Origin of the sequence: Microcoleus sp. Pol7_B2 (assembly GCF_036701035.1) — a bacterium.
Taxonomy (GTDB): Bacteria; Cyanobacteriota; Cyanobacteriia; order Cyanobacteriales; family Microcoleaceae; genus Microcoleus.
The window spans coordinates 1-19,098 of the sequence record NZ_JAUBQB010000053.1 but is presented as its reverse complement, the minus strand read 5'-3'; the positions used below and the strand labels follow the sequence as shown (position 1 = coordinate 19,098).

Here is a 19,098-nt window from a genome sequence, read left to right as displayed (position 1 = left end):
TGCCCTATTTCCTAAGATACAAACTTAGACAGCCAATTAAGCAAGTTCAATTCATGGAGAATGATTTGTCTGGCTTCGGCAATTTTCTCCCTCGCTTCATGCCAATAATCCGCATTAGCCACAACCTCTTTAATAAATTCTACTCCTTTCTCATCCAGACTGGGAAGCCGCAGAAAACTCCCCGCCGGCAACAATTTATCCGCCGCCGAACCGCCGTAATAAATCGGCAAACACCAAGCTAAAAAAGCATCCCAAAGCTTCTCGCTGACATACAAATCGTTTTCTGCATAATTTTCAATAGCTAAGTTGTAATAGTATGGTGCGACGGCGTGCCATTTATTGTTCACAGTGCCGTTCCCGCGCGCCCAAGTTGGCAAGTTTCGCCCGTAAAGGTCAAAATCCAATTCTTGCGATCGCAGCAATTTGATAAAGTCTAATCTCTGGCGGTGATTGGCGCTGCGGCTAACACCTGAAGTAATCCAAGAACAGGATTTAGTTTTCGGCGGCGCAGGCATTTCCTCGAGTTCTCGAAACGAGTTAGAGTGATACCAAATCGCGGGCATATAATTGGGGTTTGGTGCGAAGTCGTCTGGCCCGGAAACGTAACCGCAGTAAAGTTTTGCTTGTTCGTAGTTGGCTTTGGTAATTTCAATAACTTCTGGTAATGGTGGCTCGCGTATCAGGTAAATTATGCGTTCCTTGGGGACACCGCGCAATTTTTCTTGGATGTCGTTTTCTGGGTTTTGATGCCTGTAACGACGTATTTTATCAACCCAGGATTGCTTTTTGGAAGGTTGGGGAAAGTCGAATTGATACATCAGTAAAAAGTCTGGTTCTGGGTGGTTGGCGAGCATTTGAATGTTTCCCCATTTGCCGAAGTTTTGGGGGGTTTGTTGCCACAGCCAGTCGCTTTGGTTCATGCCTGGGTAGGTGGTGATGGTGCCGATGATTTTTTGGTTCATATCTAATAATAAATCTGGTTTTTGCGTGTGGGCGGGGCGGGTTTATGAGATTATTAATTTTAGGCGATAATTGTTGGTAAAACCCGCCCCGGAGGATTTTAAAATTATCGGATGAGGATTAATGAATGATTTGCGATCGCACTTGCTCATCCACATACCTCAAAATTCTCTCTATCCTATTTTCCCACGAAAACTGCTTGACAAAATCCATTGTTTCTGCATAACCTTCGCTTTTCCTCGGATATTTGGTTAAACAATCTCGAATGCTTTGCGCGAACTGGTGCGGGTTATCCGGTTCGCACCAAGTTGCTGCTATATTTCCCGATTTAAATTCCATTAATGATGCAATCTCCGTTGCCACAATCGGAGTTCCCGATGCCATGTAATCAAAGAATTTTAAAGGAGATGTGAACGTCGCGGCCTCTGTCAAACAGTGAGGGTGAGTCAAAACATCGGCTGCTTGCAGCAAGCTAGCCAGTTGATTTTGAGGCAGGTAGCCGAGAAATTTAATGTTGTTAACTTGCTGGGATTTGGCTAACTGTTGGTAGGCTGTTACTTGGGATGAATCACCGCCCGCGATCGCAAATTGAACCAGTGGCAATTCCTTAGCCACATCCACCAACATATCAACACCTTTAAACGGGTAAAGTCCGCCTGCATAAACTGCTAAATGCTGTCTGTCATCTTCTAATAATTGCTGTCGCCAATTCTGGGCAGCTTCTGTTTGTCTGGCGAGAAACAAATGGTTAAAACCGTTGTGCAGCGAAATTACTTTTTCCGGCGGCATCCCATTCAAAATCATGCTGTCTCGCACTGTATCGGCAACAGTTACGGAAATCTGAAGCAGAGGATTGCGGACAATTTCTGGTTCAAATTGCTTGTTTTCATGGTGGTGCTGTTCGTAGATAGCGGGAATTCCGTTTTTAACTGCTGCTTTGACAAAGTTCCAGTCGCGGGTGTGGACAATTTTAGTTGATTTAAGCAGGTGAATCGGTAAATAGTATTTTGATACTATTGTACTCGAACTCGTCCACTTGCTGTCCCAACGGTCGATCGGCCACGGCATCGGTAAATCTGCTACTTTTAATTTATTTTGAATATTGTAAATTTTGGCAAGTTTGTCATCGGGTTTCCTGGGTTGAAAAGGAAAAAGCAAATCAACCGGATTCAAAGCACTCCAGCCTTTACGGAGGTATACCAAAACTGCTCGATAACCGAGGTTTGCTGCGGCATTGGCCGAGTGTGCAACTTGAACTAAGCTCGCGATATTGGGTTGCGGTAAGATATTTCTGGTAAAAAATACATAATATTTAGACATCGTAATTGGTAGTTGGTAATAGGTAATTAGTAATTGTTAACTCTGTAGACAGTGGACAACTGACAACTGCCAACAGACTACTTTTTAACAGCCTGACGCTTAATAGTGTTTTCTATAAATTCTAAAGTAGTGAAAATATTAGCAGCAGAGTGAAATGATTCTCGGATTAACTCGTCTCTTTCTTCGGGAGAGTCTACCATTTCATCTACTAGCATTTTGAGGTAAGCTATCATGGGAGTCAGGCGAGTGCGAATTTCGTAAGAACCTCTAATTAGAGCTTCATCGCGAGCGGTTTCTTCAGCAAATTGCACTGAATACAAGCGAGTGTAGTAACCTCCTTTTGCTAGCAATTCTTCGTGGGAACCCATTTCTACTACTTGTCCGCGATCGATCACGGCGATTTTGTTGGCTTTTTGGACTGTGGAGAGGCGGTGGGCGATTACCAACGTTGTGCGATCGCAACTCAATTTCTCAATCGCCGCTTGCACGTACCTTTCCGAAACCGTATCCAGCGAACTCGTTGCCTCATCTAAAATTAAGATTTCCGGGTTTTGCAGCAGGGCTCTAGCAATTGAAATTCTCTGACGCTGCCCTCCCGATAAGATCACGCCCCGATCGCCAATTTGAGTCTCCAACCCATCCGGCAATAATTGGATAAACTCGTAAGCATTCGCTCCCTTTGCCGCTTCCACAATTTCTTCCTCAGTCGCTTGGGGTCTAGCATAAGCAATATTTTCGCGCACTGAAGCATTAAACAAAAACGTATCTTGGCTAACAATACCCATCGCTTGTCTGAGACTTTTTAGATCAAATTCGCGCAAATCCCTGCCATCGATCGAGATATGACCTTCAGTAGGATCGTAAAATCTCGGCAGTAAATCTGCCAAAGTTGACTTGCCAGAACCCGAAGTTCCTACCAAAGCCAAAGTAGTGCCGTGAGGTAGAAACAAATCAATTCCTTGCAAAACTAAATTTTTGTGGTTAGGATAACTAAAAGATATTTTATTAAAATGAATTCCCGATCGCAAATGAGTGTAAGGCACAGAACCGTTCAGCATAAATGGCTTGTCCTCGCAGCTCAAAAAATCATTAACCACCTCTACACTAGCCGACGTATTTGCAAATTGACTGCGCCCGCTATTCAACTGTGAAATTAAAGGAATCAATCGAAACAGTACCAATAAATAGGTTAATAAAATTGTCGCAATAGACTCTATCTCATTCGCAAATATTGTGCGACCTATAAATACAATCAAAATTATAACTATCAAATTAACAACTTCGTTAATTGGGGCGATCGCCGCATAATTTACCTGAGCCTGAAAATCCGCTTGTTCTCGCCTTTGAATTAAATGCTTGATCCGCTGATACTCTCTTTCCTCGTTCCCCGTTGACTTAACCAGCCGAATCCCAGTAATCGTTTCCAGCACCCTAACCGAATAATCTTTCGACATTTCAGAAAGCAGGTGACCAAAATGCTTGGAACGGTTAATAATATATTGATTTGTCCAAGCAACTAACCCCAGCAAAACTGTAGCTGTCACCGTCAGTTTCCACGAGATCGAAAGTAGCAGACCCACAAACACCAAAACAGTGATTGAGGTAGTAAACATTCCGATGGCCGTACCAACTGCACTAGCAGTCCGACCAATCTCTCCGCCCAATCTATTAATTAAATCCCCGACTTTAGTTTTAGAGTAAAAATCTAAATCTACTTCTAACAACAACCGCAAACCTGCTTCTCGCAAATCAAAAGTCAGAGAGCGCGTCAGAGAAGTAGCTACTAAAGTATTGATATAACTCGCAACATTTTTTAAAAAAATTGCCAGCACAACCGCCCCGGTCATCAACATTAAACGCTGATTTCCGGGCATTCCCTCAAAGGGATACATCAAAGTTTTAATTAGAGGTGGAGCACCACGCAGCTCGATCGCTTCCTCTAAAAAACTTAAAAGCACTGGTACAATCAGAGTCGTGCTGATACCGTTGAATAAAGCGCCAGAAAAGCCCAGCATCACAGTTAAGAAAATCCTGCCGGGATATCGTCTGGCAAATTTTAGGAGTAGCTTATTGGCAGACATGAAGCATTCCCAGCTAAACAGTACGGCATCTCAAAATATTCTTTAATAAGAGACAGTTTTTCTTCCTCCCGTGAGTAGTTTTAAAATAACATTTACATACCTGCGATTATATCTGAAAGTATCGGTTTCATTGCTTGAATACTATATTTTTTCACACATCTTTCCCGCCCTTTCATGCCTTGTAAATTAGCCGCTGTCCAATTTTGAAATATCCATTGAATCTTTTGTGAAATTTGAGCGGGAGAACTCGGCTCGACTAAATAACCCGTTCCCCCTAAAATTGCTGGAATATCCCCCACTCGCGTAGACAAAACAGGCTTAGCCATTGCCATGCCATCTGTCAGCTTGAGTGGAAACTGAGCCACGGCTGTGAGAGTTTCTCGCTGAGGAACAACGACAACATGAGCCGCCGCTACAACGGACGGCATTGTCTCCACTGGAAACCTTGGCAGTTTAATAATCCAACGCCCCCATTGTTTCACAAGTTTATCATCATAATCATCATAAGGACTCCCGCCGACGATCGCTAATTTTAAATCGGGCTCATTTAACTGTTCGAGGGCCATCAAAACATCCTCCACGCCTTTATGAGGTCGCGGTGCCCCCGGAAACATCAGAACTCTATACCCGGATAAGCCGTAACGCTGTCTGCTCAATTCAGGATTGTATTTAGCAGGGTCGAACATTCCAGTATCCTTACCATTAGGCAAATATACACCACCAAAACGCTGTTTTAAAAACTCAGTATCAACGGTGACTGCATCAGCACGGTGAATGAGACTTTCCATCCACTTGAGATAGAGCGGATTATCTGGTTCTCTCAATTGACCGTTCTGTTTAAAAATATCTCGATAAAGTTGTTTGAAAGATGGACGGTATTTCCATTCATCTCCGCCGTACCAGCTCAGTTCCCAGTCGTCTATATCTAAAATTATAAATTGGCGAGTCGCCAGTTTTTTTAGCAGTGATAGCCCAAAGCTTGTAGGTTTAGGTTTGACTGCATAAATAATATCCCCATCTATTTTTTTCCAAAGTTTTTGAGCATCCATTAAAAACCCCGGATAATTTTTACCCGGTATCGCACATACTGGGATGTCTCTAGGAGGAGTAGCGTACAATTCCTTGCCAAACTGAAATCCAACAATTTCTACATCACATTTAAGCTCAATCAAGACTTGAGCTAATAAAAAAGCACGAATTGCACCTCCGCCTGACAAATCGCTCACTACTAATGAAACTTTCACTGAGTATTTTGTTTAAAACATTTGTTTGATTTTCCTGCTTAACCAAGCTTTTGTCAAGGCGATGGGGACTCACGCACTCCAAACCAAAGCAACCGGGTTTTTAACCAGGGCAAAGGGCAGGAACGCGTCTTTTGGTAAAAAAAACACAATAATGAACCCAAGACTGTTATTCCAGCCAGCAATAATTCTTCTAGGTAAATTTTCGGATATGTTGAGGCTAATTTTTTTAAATTGAAGCTGAATTTTGTTGCTTTTGATTCAGTTTGCCAACCAACTTTAATTATTTTAAACGCCAGGGATTGTTAAGTTGATTTGGTAAAAATATTTTAGCTGTGCGATCGACTATTCTAGTAAAGAGCGATCTCGTCACGTTCTTCGCGTACTGAGGGCGGTAAGGATAAGTGCAGTGCATTACTTTAATCGGTTTGTCGATCGTATAAACATCTTTCCACTTATCCAAGTAGTTGTAAACCGGGGACAAAGTTGTCATTTTCGGTTTCACCGATTCAACAGCCGCCGCAAAAGCTCCCTGGTCTTTCAAAAGTAGCACATTTTGATGCGCCACTACCATGTTAAAATATTTCTTAAAGTTTATAAACAATTCCTGAGTTTTACTGCTTTTCGTAAAAGCGATAAATCCGCCATTGTATTGAATGCTATTTGCATTTAGCGGCAACCCGACAGACTGCAAAGTTGACAGAATATCCTGCTTGACTCTTAATAAATTTGCCGCTTTAGCAATCGCAGGCTGCACATCTTCCGTCACCAACAAATCCACCCCATCAAGAAAATCAAAAACCTCATCTATTGGTGACAGCAAACAAATATCACAATCCATATAAATAGTTTTCTCAAACAGAGATTCCTCGTACAAAGCCAGCTTAGCTAGTCGCGACGCCAAAACAGGATTTTCATTAGAGGGTGCAGGTTTCAATATGACATTTCCGAACACCTGAAGTAAAGGATATAAAATTAGAGGTACTCTATCTATTAAAATAATAATTGGTTCGCGGTGAAACTTCCTGACAGACGCCAGAAAATGAACGCAATCTTGGAAAGAGTAAAGACCTGTTAATATAGTGATAAATCCCTTGATTGCTAATTTATTTGAATTCATTAATTTACTTATTGATTTACTTATTTACCGAGCGTGTGTCCACTCCCAAAAGTTCTCACTCCACTCATCTCGACTGTGATAAATTCCTTGCCATTCATAAAAATGTACAAAATCTTTCAGGTTAATTCTTTTATTGACATCGCGGATCATATAAAGAGGTTTATCTCCATAAAAAGAAGCCCACATAGTATAACTGCTAGGCGGCCCGACAACATAGTCGCACTCAGCCAAAGCATACATATCTTCAATTAAGTGACCACTGCCAAATCCACAGTTAAAATTATCAAACAAACTCTGATTTTGTGGAATATTAGAACAAATCAAAAACGTGATTTTTTTTCCTTCAAATAGGCTTACCGCAGAATTCATGACTTCTAAATATTGCTGAGTTGTGTAAAAGTATCTCCCCTTTTGATGCTGAGCATAATCCCCTTGACGGATGTGAATTCCGACGAGGATATCAGAGTTATTTTTTAAATTCAATATCAAACTAGCTACATTGATTCTATATCGCTCTAATGGTGCCAAGTATGCTCTAATCTGGTCGGCGTACTTGTGTAAATAGGGGAGATCTTCTACAAACCAGCCATCTCGAAATAGCCAGCCTTGAAAAAAAACAATTGAACCGTGTTTGATTTGTTCGATTTCCTGATATTTTAGCCAACTAAAAGGTTTTTCTCGGGTTATTTCTTGCGTTTTTAATATTTTTTGGCGGCTTAAATACTTAATAAATTTGTAATATTTACTTCTGACAAACTTGTTGCCTGCTGCGGTAAAATATGGAGGAGGATAACAACACAAAAAATCCCCTGCGGTTCCCACAAAGAATTCTGCATATTCCTCAAAAGCCGGATTGAGAACAGTCAAATTATGCTCGATCGCCCAAGCAATAAAATTAGCAAAAAGCAGCAACCGGTTGCCCAGTTGTCCCGATTTAGCAGATATTATTAGCATATTGTATTTTTGGGGCGGGGGGACGCCCACCCCACAAGAATTTCATCAAACTTGGCTGTAATGGTAAGGTGCGCCCAGCGCACCTTAAAGACTAAGAGTTGTGGCGTTTTTGGTGCCACTGCCAAGCATGGGAGATAATGTTCTTAATGTCGGGATATTCTGGAGACCAACCCAAGGTTTTGATGGCTTTCTCGCTGCTGCCAACCAAAGCAGGCGGGTCTCCCGGGCGCCGATCGCACTCAACAGCCTTAATCTCTTTTCCCGTCACTTGGCGAGCCGTTTCTATCACCTCTTTCACCGAAAACCCGCCGCCATTGCCCAAATTAAAGAAATCAGATTTGCCACCCTTGAGCAAATATTCTAATCCCAAAATGTGAGCAGATGCCAAATCGTTAACGTGAATGTAATCCCGAATGCAAGTACCGTCAGGAGTCTCGTAATCCGTGCCAAAAATCGCGATCGAATCTCGTTTACCCAAAGCAGCGAACAACACCAGCGGGATTAGGTGAGTTTCTGGATTGTGATCCTCTCCTAACAACCCGTTAGGGTCAGCCCCAGCCGCGTTAAAATAGCGGAAACAAACAGACTTGAAATCATACGCAGCGTCAAAATCCGACAAAATCCGTTCTACCATTAACTTAGTAGCACCGTAAGGATTGATCGGATTTTGCGGGTGGTCTTCTGTGAGCGGAATTTTCTGCGGTACACCGTAAGTCGCGCAAGTAGAAGAAAACACAAATTTCTTCACGCCAGCAGCGATCATTGCTTCCAAAAGCGTAATAGTGCCGATGACATTGTTGCGATAATATTTAGCTGGGTCGGTAACAGATTCGCCCACGTAAGCGTATGCAGAAAAGTGCATTACCGCCTCAATCTTGTGCGTAGCAAACAAGTTGTCTAGAAGAGTGCGATCGTTCGTGTCGCCAACTACTAACTCCACCTGCAAAGCCTGATCTACTAAATCTCTGTGACCGTAAACTAAATTATCCAAAATCACCACACCGTAACCGGCGTTTTTCAGCGCTAATACCGCGTGAGAGCCAATATATCCAGCTCCGCCCGTCACCAAAATAGTTGGTTTGTCTGCACTCATTTTCTTCTGCCTGTTTTTGTAGCTGGGATTGCCAAGAGCCTTGTTAATTTGAGACTTCCACATCAGACGCTTTCACACTCCGCGTGAGCCGGAGAATTAAAGCGAAATATATAGGCTTTGCTGTGCCCGACGGGACGCTCGCACTCCTAAAAAACGCTTTTTACACTCCAGATAGATGCTGACTGTGCAAGTCTTTGTGTTCAATCGATAAACTTGAGGCGACCAATTTGGATATAATCAAATATCCGATTAATCTGATGTCGATCCTCTTCTGAAATTTTATCATCTGACAGGATAGCCGAAGTCAAAACTAAGTGTTCCCGGCGAGTTATCTTACCAGACGCTACAATCCGATCGACTTTTTGAGAAATTGTTAAGTTCGATTTGTTGTGAGATGTTCGCATTTATTCGATCGGTTTTATGCCAAAATAGTTAAAGCGGATTGCAGTTATTGACCCAAAAATGGTGCGTACTCGACCGCAAATCAATTTGCTCAACAGCAGAAATAACGTATCAGAAACCTATCTCAGAAACGTATTAGAGTTTTACTTCCCAAGATAGATATGCGGACTTAAGAAATCTGCAATCAGCCTTCGGATAGCGTTCAGAGTAACTTAATTATATAATATTTTTCCTAGAGAGGCACTTTTCTATGCAGGTTTATCGGCTTCCGGTACTGTCCGACAATTACATTTTCTTGCTGCACGACCCCGATAGCCACACAGCAGCCGTCGTCGATCCAGCGCGCTCAAAGCCAGTATTAGAGCAACTGCAAGCACTCGGAGCCGAATTAACAGCAATTTTCAATACCCACCACCACAGCGACCACATAGGCGGCAATCAGGAACTGATCGATCGCTTTCCCCAAATTAAAGTTTACGCTGGCGCAGAAGATAGAGGCAGAATTCCCGGACAGCAAGTGTTTTTACAAGCGGGCGATCGAGTTTCTTTCGCCAACAGAACCGCCGAAGTGTTCTTCCTACCCGGTCACACAAAAGCTCACATCGCCTACTATTTCCCCCCCACCAACCCAGGGGAAACCGGCGAATTGTTTTGCGGCGACACCTTATTTGCTGGAGGCTGCGGCAGGCTCAAAGAAGGCACTCCCGCCCAAATGTTAGCCTCTCTGGGGCAACTGCGACACTTGCCCGATAGTACGAGAGTCTGGTGCGCTCACGAATACACGCTGAACAACCTGCAATTTGCTTTGAGTGTGGATGGCGACAATCCGGATTTACAGCAGCGCTTCGCCGAAGTCAAGGAAGCGCGCAGTCGATCGCAACCTACAATACCATCATCGATCGGCCTCGAAAAAAGGACAAACCCATTTTTGCGCTGGGATTTTCCCAACCTGCAATCAGCCGCCAACACCTCCGATCCAGTGCAAACCTTCGCTCGATTGCGCGGCATGAAAGACCAATTTTGACCTTAACGTTTTTTTTGTTTCAGGTAACTCTTAAACTTGAGTATCGGTTCGCTCAACCACCTGTCAAGTCTTTGGTATTTTACGTGAAAGCTCGACAGCCCCTTAAACTTATTTGGAATTTTTTCTAGTTCGTCCTTAAACGGTGTCTGAGACAACATATCAAGCCATAATTGATTGGGGGCGGAGCTTTCCCACGGTTTCGGTCTTGACATAAAGTGCATCACTTTACTTGACATATCATCAGTCTTGTGGTTGTTCCATATTTGGTCTAATTGCTTCCACCTTCCCACTAAAACTGAATTTAATGCACCTTGATCGCGATCGCCCCAAACGTGGGTTCTAGCATTTTGGAGCAACTTTTCCGACAGTTGCTCTTCCTCCCAAAGCTTCATGTTGTAAACTAAAACACCACTATTGAAATAAGGGTTTCGATCTTGATAATTGTTGGGATTTCCCCAGAAGTTGGCGGCGGCTGCTATCGGCAGAGTTGGAAAATCTAGGTTCCACAGCGGCTTTAAGCTGCCCAGAACGATCGTATCACTGTCGAGCCAAATCAGCCTTTCTGTTTCTTTGGTATATTTTCGCGGCTCCAATTTAACGTAAGGAAGTTTAGAACCTGATATCGAAAGAAGTTGGTCGTAATTAGATTGCAATTCTTGCCATTCAATCTGGTATTTGCAGCAATTCTGTAACTGTTCCTTTTGCTGTGAATATATCCTGGTAGATACAACGCTAATTTTGACCTGCTCCTCCCCAGATTGGCTAATATTCAGATCTACAGACTTCAGAAGTGCTGCTAACCCCAGAATATAGGTGCGATCGGCGGCTGTGAATATGTGCATAGGATTAAGTTTGTGAGATGAACGGCAAACGTGACACAAACGTTGGGACTGGAGGAAGCAGGCGACCCTGTATTGAGGTAAATGCGATCGCCCGTTTACCGTTGAGACGAACAAAATCTTGCCTAAATTTCCGGTTAGATTTACACAAAGAAACGGGGTTTCTAAGTAGGTAGGCGCAAATAAAGTTTACAATGTAACAGAATGTAAGGCGGGCGTAACAATAGCGATTGCTTCGTTTAACTCGCTGCCAGAGAGGGGTTATGTATTTTCAAGCTTCATCTACTTATTTATCTGTGTGCAAGTGCCATCTGTTCGCACCCGAAAACGAGCAACAGCCATTGGTAATATGCAGCAACGCGAAAAATAATCAGACGGACTAACCTGGCATTTGAAACAGCCAGAAAATTCCCCGTCGCCTGTGCGGAATCCCGCAACTGGTTCAGACGTGGGAGTCTACGATAAAATAAATTGTCTAGATATCGATATTACCGCAGAACGATCGACATCCATCTTAGGTTTGAAGTGTCACCCTGCTCAAGTCAAAAGTTCCTCTGGTTATTTCCCTATTATTGAGCGCGGTTTGCTTTGCCAAAAGTAAAATTAGCGTTGTTAGAAACCGATGCAAAACCCACGCAATACTGAACCTCAAGCAAAAATCGACCCCTCTGTTTCAACGGATTCTAACAAAGCGTTCTACCCAGCCGCGCCTTGGCCAACTGATGTAGGGATGGTTCTGCAATTGGCAGATGGTAGCATTCAGGGGTGCAATTCTCACGCCCAGGATCTGTTGGGGATGACAGCACAACAAATGCTCTTATGCACTTCAATCAACAGTCGGTGGCAGACTCTGCGTGAAGATGGTTCGGATTTTCCCGGCGAGACACATCCGGCGATGGTGGCGCTGCAAACCGGGCAACCATGTTTAAATGTCATCATGGGCTTTGATCGACCACAGGGAGAATTGATTTGGTTAACGCTCAATTCTCAACCTTTATTTCAGGAAGATCGATCGACTCCCTATGCGGTAGTTACAACCTTCACGGAGCTCGCTCAACCTCAGCCTGAACCAGTCTGTAACGCGCCCGCGCCCCAACTATCAGACACCCTCGAAAGTATTTCGGACGGGTTCTTTGCTTTGGATCGAGACTGGCGATTTACCTACCTCAATTCGCAAGCGGCGCGGTGGCTGAATCGGCCCTCGAAAGATTTGATTGGCAACAGCATTTGGGAAGAGTTTCCCGAATCAGTGGGCAGTTTGTTTGAGCAGGAATATCGCCACGCCGCCACGTCCCAAGTTACGGTTAGTTTTGAATCTTTTTATCCGCCACTCAATGCTTGGTATGCGGTACGAGCTTATCCCATCCCATCGGGGCTTGCCGTTTATTTTCAAGATGTCACTGAGGAGAAAGCGGCTAGGGCTGCTTATATTAAACAAGCGCAAACGGCACATCAACAACTAGCAGAAATCGAGGCGATTTATGCTAGTGCGCCGATCGGACTTTGCTTCCTCGATACTGAGTTGCGGTTTGTCCGCCTCAACGATTGGCTAGCAGAAATTAACGGAGTTCCAGCCGCCGCCCACATCGGCCAAACATTGCGCGAAATCTTGCCAGAAATGGCAGATGATTTAGAGCCGCTTTACCGACAAGTTATTGAAACTAAAGTTCCACTTCAACAGCTCGAAGTTCGCAGGACGAACTCACCACAGCCGGGAGTCGAACAGGATTGGCTGTTGAGTGTCTATCCACTGAGGGCCCAGGACGATCGCGTCCTGGGAGTGAATGTGACGGTGCATGAAATTACCGATCGCAAAGCTACCCAAAAAGAAATTCAACGGCTCAACCAAGAACTAGAGCGACGAATTAATGAACTCGAATCGATACTTGATGCTGTACCCGTGGGCATTACGATCGCCGACGACCCACAGTGTAAAGTAATTCGCGCTAACCGATTTGCCCAGTCGATGTTGATAGTGCCGCCGGATACCAATGTTTCTGGAACCGGAGAGCAAGCCGCAGCCCTTCCCTTTAGACGACTCCGCAACGGAGAAGAAATTCCGGGAGAACAACTCCCCATGCAACTTGCCGTGGCTTCCGGCGTCCAAGTGCGAGATGTGGAAATTCAAATGGTGCGATCGGACGGGGTGGCTTTTGATTGGTTGGTGAATGCGGTGCCGTTATTTAACGAACAGGGCGCAGTTCGGGGGTGTGTGGCGGCCTTTATGGATATTAGCGATCGCAAACAAGCTATTGCTGCTTTGCGCCGTTCCGAGGAACGCTATCGCACTTTGTTTGAGTCCCTAGACGAAGGCTTTTGCGTCATAGAAATGCTGTTTGACGAAAACGAAAAGCCGATCGATTACCGCTTTTTGGAAGTCAATCCGGCCTTCTTGAAACAAACCGGACTCGAACAACCTGCGGGTAAAACGGCGCGGCAGCTCGTTCCGGACCTCGAAGATTATTGGTTTGAGATGTACGGCAAAGTCGCGCTGACGGGGGAGTCCTTGCGCTTCGAGCACGGCTCGGAAGTCATGAACCGCTGGTTCGAGGTTTTGGCGTTCCGCACTCCTGAGCCACACAGCCGAAAAGTCGCCTTACTTTTCAAAGAAATCAGCGATCGCAAACAGTCGGAGAATCTTTTGCGCCAACAGGAAGAGCAACTGCGGCTGTTCGTTAAACATTCGCCTGCGGGGGTGGCGATGTTTGACCGCCAGATGCGGTATATGCTGGTGAGCGACCGCTGGCTGGCAAGTTACGGGCTCGGCACTCAAAACATTGTGGGTCGATCGCATTACGACATCTTTCCCAATTTGCCCGATCATTTCAAACAAATCCACCAGCGCTGTCTGGCCGGTGCAGTAGAAACCTGCCAAGAAGATCTGTTTCCCCGCCCTGATGGCTTGATCGACTGGGTGCGCTGGGAAATTTACCCTTGGCTAACCAACACCAATGAAATTGGCGGCATCATGATTTTTTGCGAAATCATCACCGAGCGCAAAAACGCTGAACTCGCGCTGCAAGCGGCCAACCAACAAGTCAGCAATATTATAGAAAGTATTACCGATGCCTTTATGGCGATCGATTCACAATGGCGCTATACCTACGTTAATGCCACAGCAGAAAAACTGCTTTCTCGATCGAGGGCCGACTTGTTAGGTCGATCGATCTGGGAGATATTCCCCGCCGAGGGAGAAGCGAATTCGAGGGTATATCAAGAATTTCATCGAGTCGTTAACGAGCAAGTTTCTGTCAAATTTGAAGAGTTTTCCCCGTCGCTCCAGATGTATATAGAAGTGAGCGCCTATCCAGCGGCAGAAGGAGTGACGGCTTATTGGAGCGATATTAGCGATCGCAAACGCACTGAAGAAGAATTGCGACAAAAAAATGCGATTTTGAACGTAATTAACGAGTCAGCACCCACGCCAATTTTTGTCAAAGATCGAGAAGGACGGATTATTTATGCAAATCCAGCCACGCTGGAAATAATGGGCAAACCTGCTTCTGAAGTAATTGGTGGTCGCGACCTGGATTTATACCCAGTAACAGAACTTGCAGTCACAGTCACGGAAAACGATCGGCGCATTATGGAATCCGGCAAAACAGAAGTCCTCGAAGAATCTCACGATGGCATTCGGACATTTCTGGTAATGAAAGCTCCATATCGCAATCAGGCGGGAGAAGTCATCGGCTTAATTGGCATCTCCAGCGACATCACAAATCGCAAACGAGCAGAAGTCGCCCGGGAAGAACAAACTAAGTTACTTCAAGTCATCATTGACAGCATTGGCGATGGTTTAATTTTGGCCAACCAACAAGGGGAGTTTGTGTTGTTTAACCGAGCCGCCGTAGGCATATTCGGTCAGCTATCGAATGAAAAATCTTGTGAGGAATGGTCGAGCACCTACGGACTATTTACCGCAGACAAAAAAACCTTCTTCCCCGACGCTGAACTACCTCTAGCCAGAGCAATCAAAGGTGAATATGTCAATGATGTAGAGGTATTTGTCCGCCGCGAAGATTCCGAAGATCGCTGGATCAGTATCAGCGGTTATCCGGTAGTTGATGCTAGCAGTGAAATCAAAGGCGGAGTGATTGTCTGTCGGGATATCACAGAACGCAAACAAGCAGAAGCAGCGATGCAAGAAAGCGAAGAACGATTCCGCAATATGGCTAACAACGCTCCCTTTATGGTATGGGTAACAGACCCCACAGGCTATTGCACTTTCTTGAGCGAAAGCTGGTATGACTTCACAGGTCAAACTGAGGAAACAGGTTTGGGACTGGGTTGGGTAAACGCGGCACATCCAGAAGACCGAGAACAGGCAAAAAATGCGTTCTTGACCGCCAACGAACGCCAGGAACCGTACCGCGTAGAATTTCGCCTCCGGCGCCAGGATGGCGGATATTCTTGGGTGATCGATGCGGCTGCTCCCAGATTTTCCGAAAGGGGACAATTTGAGGGTTATATCGGCTCTGTTATCGACATTACAGAGCGCAAACAAGTGGAAACTGAGCGCGATATGGTTCTCCAATTAGAACAAACTGCCCGCACGGAAGCCGAGCGAGCTAACCGCATTAAAGACGAGTTTCTGGCGGTGCTTTCTCACGAGTTGCGATCGCCCTTAAATCCGATTTTAGGCTGGTCGCAACTGCTCATCGGCGGCAAGCTGAAGCCGGCTCAAACTGCCAAGGCCTTTGAGACGATTGAGCGCAACGCCAGACTGCAATCTCAATTAATCGAGGACTTGCTTGACGTGTCTCGGATTCTGCAAGGAAAACTCAGATTAAATGTTGCTCCGATGAATCTGGCAACTATTATTCCATCTGCTGTGGAAACCGTGCAATTAGCAGCAGAAGCTAAAAAAATTAAAATCCAAACAATCTTAAATCCTGATGTCGGGCCAGTTCTCGGCGATACAAGTCGCTTGCAACAAATTGTGTGGAATTTGTTATCAAATGCGGTGAAATTCACGCCCGAAGGCGGTCGAGTAGAAGTTCGATTAGGGCAAATCGCACGCCAAGCTCAAATTCAAGTCACGGACACGGGTAAAGGTATTCTTCCCGATTTCTTGCCTTATGTTTTTGACCATTTCCGACAAGAAGATGGCGCTACAACGCGCAGATTTGGAGGCTTGGGACTGGGATTGGCGATCGTCCGCCAACTGATCGAACTTCACGGCGGAACCGTGTTTGCAGAAAGCGCCGGAGAAGGTCAAGGAGCGACGTTTACGGTGAGATTACCGCTATTAAATGATGATTTTAGAAGGCAGGAGGAGGAAGAACGTCATGGGGCTGCTTGTCCCGATCTCTCATCCTTGCCGCTAGCTGGATTGAGAATTTTGGTGGTAGATGATGAACTCGACTCGCGAGATTTTGTCGCTTTCGTGCTTGAGGAAGCGGGTGCAGAGGTGATTTCCCTGTCATCTGCTACTGAGGCGCTAGAGTCGATCGAACAAACTGCACCAGATTTGCTCGTCAGCGACATCGGAATGCCCCAGATGGACGGATATATGTTGATCAAGCGCATCCGCACTCAGCTTGCGCCTGAGTATCGCCAGTTGTTGGCGATCGCCTTAACGGCCTATGCTGGAGAAGCGAACGAGCGCCAAGTTTTGCAAGCCGGATTTGACCAACACTTAGCCAAGCCGATCAATCCGACCCAGTTAGTTGCTACTGTAGCGCGAGCGATCGTCGCCCAGCGCCTTGAAAATAAAGCGTGAGTGCTCGGTAAGACATTGCGCTGTAGTTGATTTGCCTCATTACAGAACCCCCGTTTTGCGTAATTTCAAACTGAATTTGCCCGTAAAAAATATTATCCCTGTTTCTTCCCTCGAACCTCGAATCTCAACATCCATCCGTTATTAAATCCGTTAAATCCACTACATCCGCTACATAATCCGTTGCCGAACTTCCTTCTCCCTTGCGATCGCCCCTCAAACTTCGCTATTATAAAAAGTTGCAGTTAAAACCCCACAACCCACGATCATGGCCAAGCGCGTTCAATTAGTTTTAAATAAAGATGTCAGCAAACTCGGCAAAGCTGGCGACGTAGTAGAAGTAGCCCCGGGCTACGCCCGCAACTACCTAGTACCCCAAGGAATGGGATTTAGAGCCACTCCGGGCATTCTCAAGCAAGCAGAGCGCCGCCGTGAAGAAGAAAGACTGCGCCAGCTAGAGCTCAAACAGCAAGCTGAAGTCCGCAAAACCGCCCTCCAATCGGCTGGGCCTTTCATCATCTCCAAGCAAGTTGGGGAAGCAGACGCGATTTTTGGTACTGTTACCAACCAAGAAGTAGCAGAACTGATTTTCAACTCTACCAGTCAAGAAGTCGATCGGCGCGGCATCACTCTGCCCGAAATTCGCCAAACTGGTACATACAAAGCTGAAATCAAACTACACGCAGAAGTTACCGCCGAAGTTGATATTCAAGTTGTTCCGATGTAATTAAGAGTCATCAGTCATGAGTAATTAGTTGTTAGTCATTAGTCATCAGTCATTAGTTGTTAGTCATTAGTCATTAGCTAAGAACTGAGTACCGCTAACTAAGGACTGAGGACTGCTAACTAAGGATTCAAAACTGACGACTAATCACTGGCAACTAATAACTAATGACTGCGGACTAAGGACTGAGGACTATTGACTAATGAGCGATTTGATGCCGACAAATATAGAGGCAGAAGAAGCAATTTTGGGCGGGATTTTAATTGACCCCGAAGCTATTTCCCGAATTGCCGAACTGCTGCGACCGGAGTTTTTTGCCATCACCGCTCATCAAGTCATTTATCGCTCGGCATTAGGCCTATTTTTACAGGGTCAACCTACCGATTTAATGACGGTAACAACTGCGCTAACCGACCGCAACCAGTTAGAGCAAGTAGGAGGACTAACTAAATTAGCACAATTAGTCGATCGCACAGTTTCCGCAGTCAACATCGACCAATATGCAGTTTTAGTTGAAGACAAATATCAGCGCCGCAAATTAATCGAAGCTGGCAACAACATAGTACAATTAGGTTACGAGACGGCAACACCACTAGAAACAGTCTTAGACCGCGCCGAACAAGAAATTTTCAGCATAACTCAAGAACGCCCGCAACAGGATTTAGTATCGATCGGCGAAACACTAAACCAAACATTTCAAGACCTAGAAAATCGCAATGAAGGCCTGACACTTCCCGGTATTCCGTGCGGTTTTTATGACTTAGATGCTATGACAGGAGGCTTTCAGCGATCGGATTTAATCATCGTTGCAGCCAGGCCGGCGATGGGCAAAACGGCCTTTTGTACCAACATCGCCCACCACATCGCCGCCGGACAGCAAAAATTGCCGGTTGCCGTTTTCAGCTTAGAAATGTCGAAAGAACAGCTAGTGCAGCGTATCCTGTCCAGCGAAGCCAAAATAGAAAGTAACAGGTTGCGATCGGGTAGAATCAGTCAAAACGAATGGGAACCAATTAGTACAGCCATTGGCAATTTATCAGAACTACCGCTGTTTATTGACGATACTCCCAATATTACCGTCACCGAAATACGATCGAAAGTCCGCCGCCTCCAAGCAGAACAAGGCGGAACCCTAGGATTAGTCTTGCTAGATTACCTGCAATTAATGGAAGGTACCAGCGACAACCGCGTGCAAGAACTATCTCGAATTACCAGAAGTCTTAAAGGTTTAGCCCGCGAACTCAACGTGCCGATTATTGCCTTATCTCAGTTGAGTCGGGGTGTGGAAGCGAGGACAAACAAGCGACCGATGATGTCTGATTTGAGAGAAAGTGGATCGATCGAGCAAGACGCGGATTTAGTAATTATGCTCTACCGCGATGAATACTATAACCCTGATTCGCCCGATCGCGGAATTGCAGAAGTAATTATTACCAAACACAGAAACGGCCCCACAGGAATCATCAAACTATTATTTGACGCCCAATATACCTGCTTTCGCAATCTGGCATCTCCGAAGCGATCGTAAATCAACCAGGACATACACCAATACGGTTCAGTTAAGGCTCAAACCCTGGTAAATTAGGTATTGTTTCCAAAAATGGAGAGTAAGTTAGCGTGC

The 19,098-nt window shown here is 45.2% G+C and carries 14 protein-coding genes; 5 read left to right on the top strand and 9 right to left on the bottom strand.

What is annotated here, in order from left to right:
* Window positions 1–11: 11 nt before the first annotated feature.
* The 8 genes from QUA57_RS19125 to QUA57_RS19090 all read right to left on the bottom strand — a co-directional run bounded on the left by QUA57_RS19125 (window position 12) and on the right by QUA57_RS19090 (window position 9,173).
* On the bottom strand, window positions 12–962 hold the full coding sequence (locus QUA57_RS19125; protein ID WP_333063082.1) for a glycosyltransferase family 10 domain-containing protein: 951 nt from the start codon (window positions 960–962) through the stop codon (window positions 12–14).
* A 118-nt stretch (window positions 963–1,080) separates the two neighbouring features.
* A complete protein-coding gene (locus QUA57_RS19120) occupies window positions 1,081–2,280 on the bottom strand; it encodes a glycosyltransferase family 4 protein (protein ID WP_333063080.1) in 1,200 nt (399 codons plus the stop codon).
* Between the two features lie 77 nt (window positions 2,281–2,357).
* The gene (locus tag QUA57_RS19115) at window positions 2,358–4,361 is read right to left on the bottom strand and encodes an ABC transporter ATP-binding protein (RefSeq protein WP_333063079.1); all 2,004 of its coding nucleotides are present in this window, start codon (window positions 4,359–4,361) and stop codon (window positions 2,358–2,360) included.
* Window positions 4,362–4,453: 92 nt separating this feature from the next.
* Window positions 4,454–5,605 carry a glycosyltransferase family 4 protein gene (locus QUA57_RS19110; RefSeq protein WP_333063077.1) on the bottom strand — a complete coding sequence of 384 codons (1,152 nt, stop codon included), beginning with the start codon at window positions 5,603–5,605 and terminating at the stop codon, window positions 4,454–4,456.
* 280 nt (window positions 5,606–5,885) lie between these two features.
* On the bottom strand, window positions 5,886–6,722 hold the full coding sequence (locus tag QUA57_RS19105) for a hypothetical protein (protein WP_333041030.1): 837 nt from the start codon (window positions 6,720–6,722) through the stop codon (window positions 5,886–5,888).
* A 24-nt stretch (window positions 6,723–6,746) separates the two neighbouring features.
* On the bottom strand, window positions 6,747–7,676 hold the full coding sequence (locus QUA57_RS19100; RefSeq protein WP_333063075.1) for an alpha-1,2-fucosyltransferase: 930 nt from the start codon (window positions 7,674–7,676) through the stop codon (window positions 6,747–6,749).
* A 91-nt stretch (window positions 7,677–7,767) separates the two neighbouring features.
* Window positions 7,768–8,769, bottom strand: a complete 1,002-nt coding sequence (gene galE, locus QUA57_RS19095) for a UDP-glucose 4-epimerase GalE (protein ID WP_333041028.1) — start codon at window positions 8,767–8,769, stop codon at window positions 7,768–7,770.
* 200 nt (window positions 8,770–8,969) lie between these two features.
* Window positions 8,970–9,173 carry a hypothetical protein gene (locus tag QUA57_RS19090; RefSeq protein ID WP_190659093.1) on the bottom strand — a complete coding sequence of 68 codons (204 nt, stop codon included), beginning with the start codon at window positions 9,171–9,173 and terminating at the stop codon, window positions 8,970–8,972.
* A gap of 248 nt (window positions 9,174–9,421) precedes the next feature.
* Between QUA57_RS19090 and gloB the strand changes: the two genes are divergently transcribed.
* Window positions 9,422–10,195, top strand: coding sequence for a hydroxyacylglutathione hydrolase (gloB, locus tag QUA57_RS19085; protein ID WP_333063074.1), 774 nt, complete (start codon window positions 9,422–9,424; stop codon window positions 10,193–10,195).
* A gap of 2 nt (window positions 10,196–10,197) precedes the next feature.
* Here gloB and QUA57_RS19080 read toward each other — a convergent pair whose 3' ends face one another.
* Entirely contained in the window at window positions 10,198–11,037 is an 840-nt protein-coding gene (locus QUA57_RS19080; RefSeq protein ID WP_333063072.1) for a glycosyltransferase, read from the bottom strand.
* A 388-nt stretch (window positions 11,038–11,425) separates the two neighbouring features.
* On the opposite strand from QUA57_RS19080, the gene QUA57_RS19075 reads away from it, so the two are divergent.
* From QUA57_RS19075 to dnaB, 4 genes are all read left to right on the top strand, one after another.
* Entirely contained in the window at window positions 11,426–11,635 is a 210-nt protein-coding gene (locus QUA57_RS19075; RefSeq protein ID WP_333063071.1) for a hypothetical protein, read from the top strand.
* A 21-nt stretch (window positions 11,636–11,656) separates the two neighbouring features.
* Window positions 11,657–16,756, top strand: coding sequence for a PAS domain-containing protein (locus QUA57_RS19070; protein ID WP_333063069.1), 5,100 nt, complete (start codon window positions 11,657–11,659; stop codon window positions 16,754–16,756).
* A 265-nt stretch (window positions 16,757–17,021) separates the two neighbouring features.
* Window positions 17,022–17,480: a 50S ribosomal protein L9 gene (gene rplI, locus QUA57_RS19065; RefSeq protein ID WP_006634794.1), complete on the top strand. Its 459-nt coding sequence runs from the start codon at window positions 17,022–17,024 to the stop codon at window positions 17,478–17,480.
* A 199-nt stretch (window positions 17,481–17,679) separates the two neighbouring features.
* On the top strand, window positions 17,680–19,005 hold the full coding sequence (gene dnaB / locus QUA57_RS19060; RefSeq protein ID WP_333063067.1) for a replicative DNA helicase: 1,326 nt from the start codon (window positions 17,680–17,682) through the stop codon (window positions 19,003–19,005).
* Window positions 19,006–19,098: the final 93 nt, after the last annotated feature.

Excerpts from the sequence above, each read along its gene's own strand:
- dnaB (WP_333063067.1), top strand. The coding sequence starts at position 17,680 with ATGAGCGATTTGATGCCGACAAATATAGAGGCAGAAGAAGCAATTTTG.
- QUA57_RS19105 (WP_333041030.1), bottom strand. The coding sequence starts at position 6,722 with ATGAATTCAAATAAATTAGCAATCAAGGGATTTATCACTATATTAACA.
- QUA57_RS19120 (WP_333063080.1), bottom strand. The coding sequence starts at position 2,280 with ATGTCTAAATATTATGTATTTTTTACCAGAAATATCTTACCGCAACCC.
- QUA57_RS19070 (WP_333063069.1), top strand. The coding sequence starts at position 11,657 with ATGCAAAACCCACGCAATACTGAACCTCAAGCAAAAATCGACCCCTCT.
- QUA57_RS19115 (WP_333063079.1), bottom strand. The coding sequence starts at position 4,361 with ATGTCTGCCAATAAGCTACTCCTAAAATTTGCCAGACGATATCCCGGC.
- QUA57_RS19125 (WP_333063082.1), bottom strand. The coding sequence starts at position 962 with ATGAACCAAAAAATCATCGGCACCATCACCACCTACCCAGGCATGAAC.
- gloB (WP_333063074.1), top strand. The coding sequence starts at position 9,422 with ATGCAGGTTTATCGGCTTCCGGTACTGTCCGACAATTACATTTTCTTG.
- galE (WP_333041028.1), bottom strand. The coding sequence starts at position 8,769 with ATGAGTGCAGACAAACCAACTATTTTGGTGACGGGCGGAGCTGGATAT.
- QUA57_RS19080 (WP_333063072.1), bottom strand. The coding sequence starts at position 11,037 with ATGCACATATTCACAGCCGCCGATCGCACCTATATTCTGGGGTTAGCA.
- QUA57_RS19090 (WP_190659093.1), bottom strand. The coding sequence starts at position 9,173 with ATGCGAACATCTCACAACAAATCGAACTTAACAATTTCTCAAAAAGTC.
- rplI (WP_006634794.1), top strand. The coding sequence starts at position 17,022 with ATGGCCAAGCGCGTTCAATTAGTTTTAAATAAAGATGTCAGCAAACTC.
- QUA57_RS19100 (WP_333063075.1), bottom strand. The coding sequence starts at position 7,676 with ATGCTAATAATATCTGCTAAATCGGGACAACTGGGCAACCGGTTGCTG.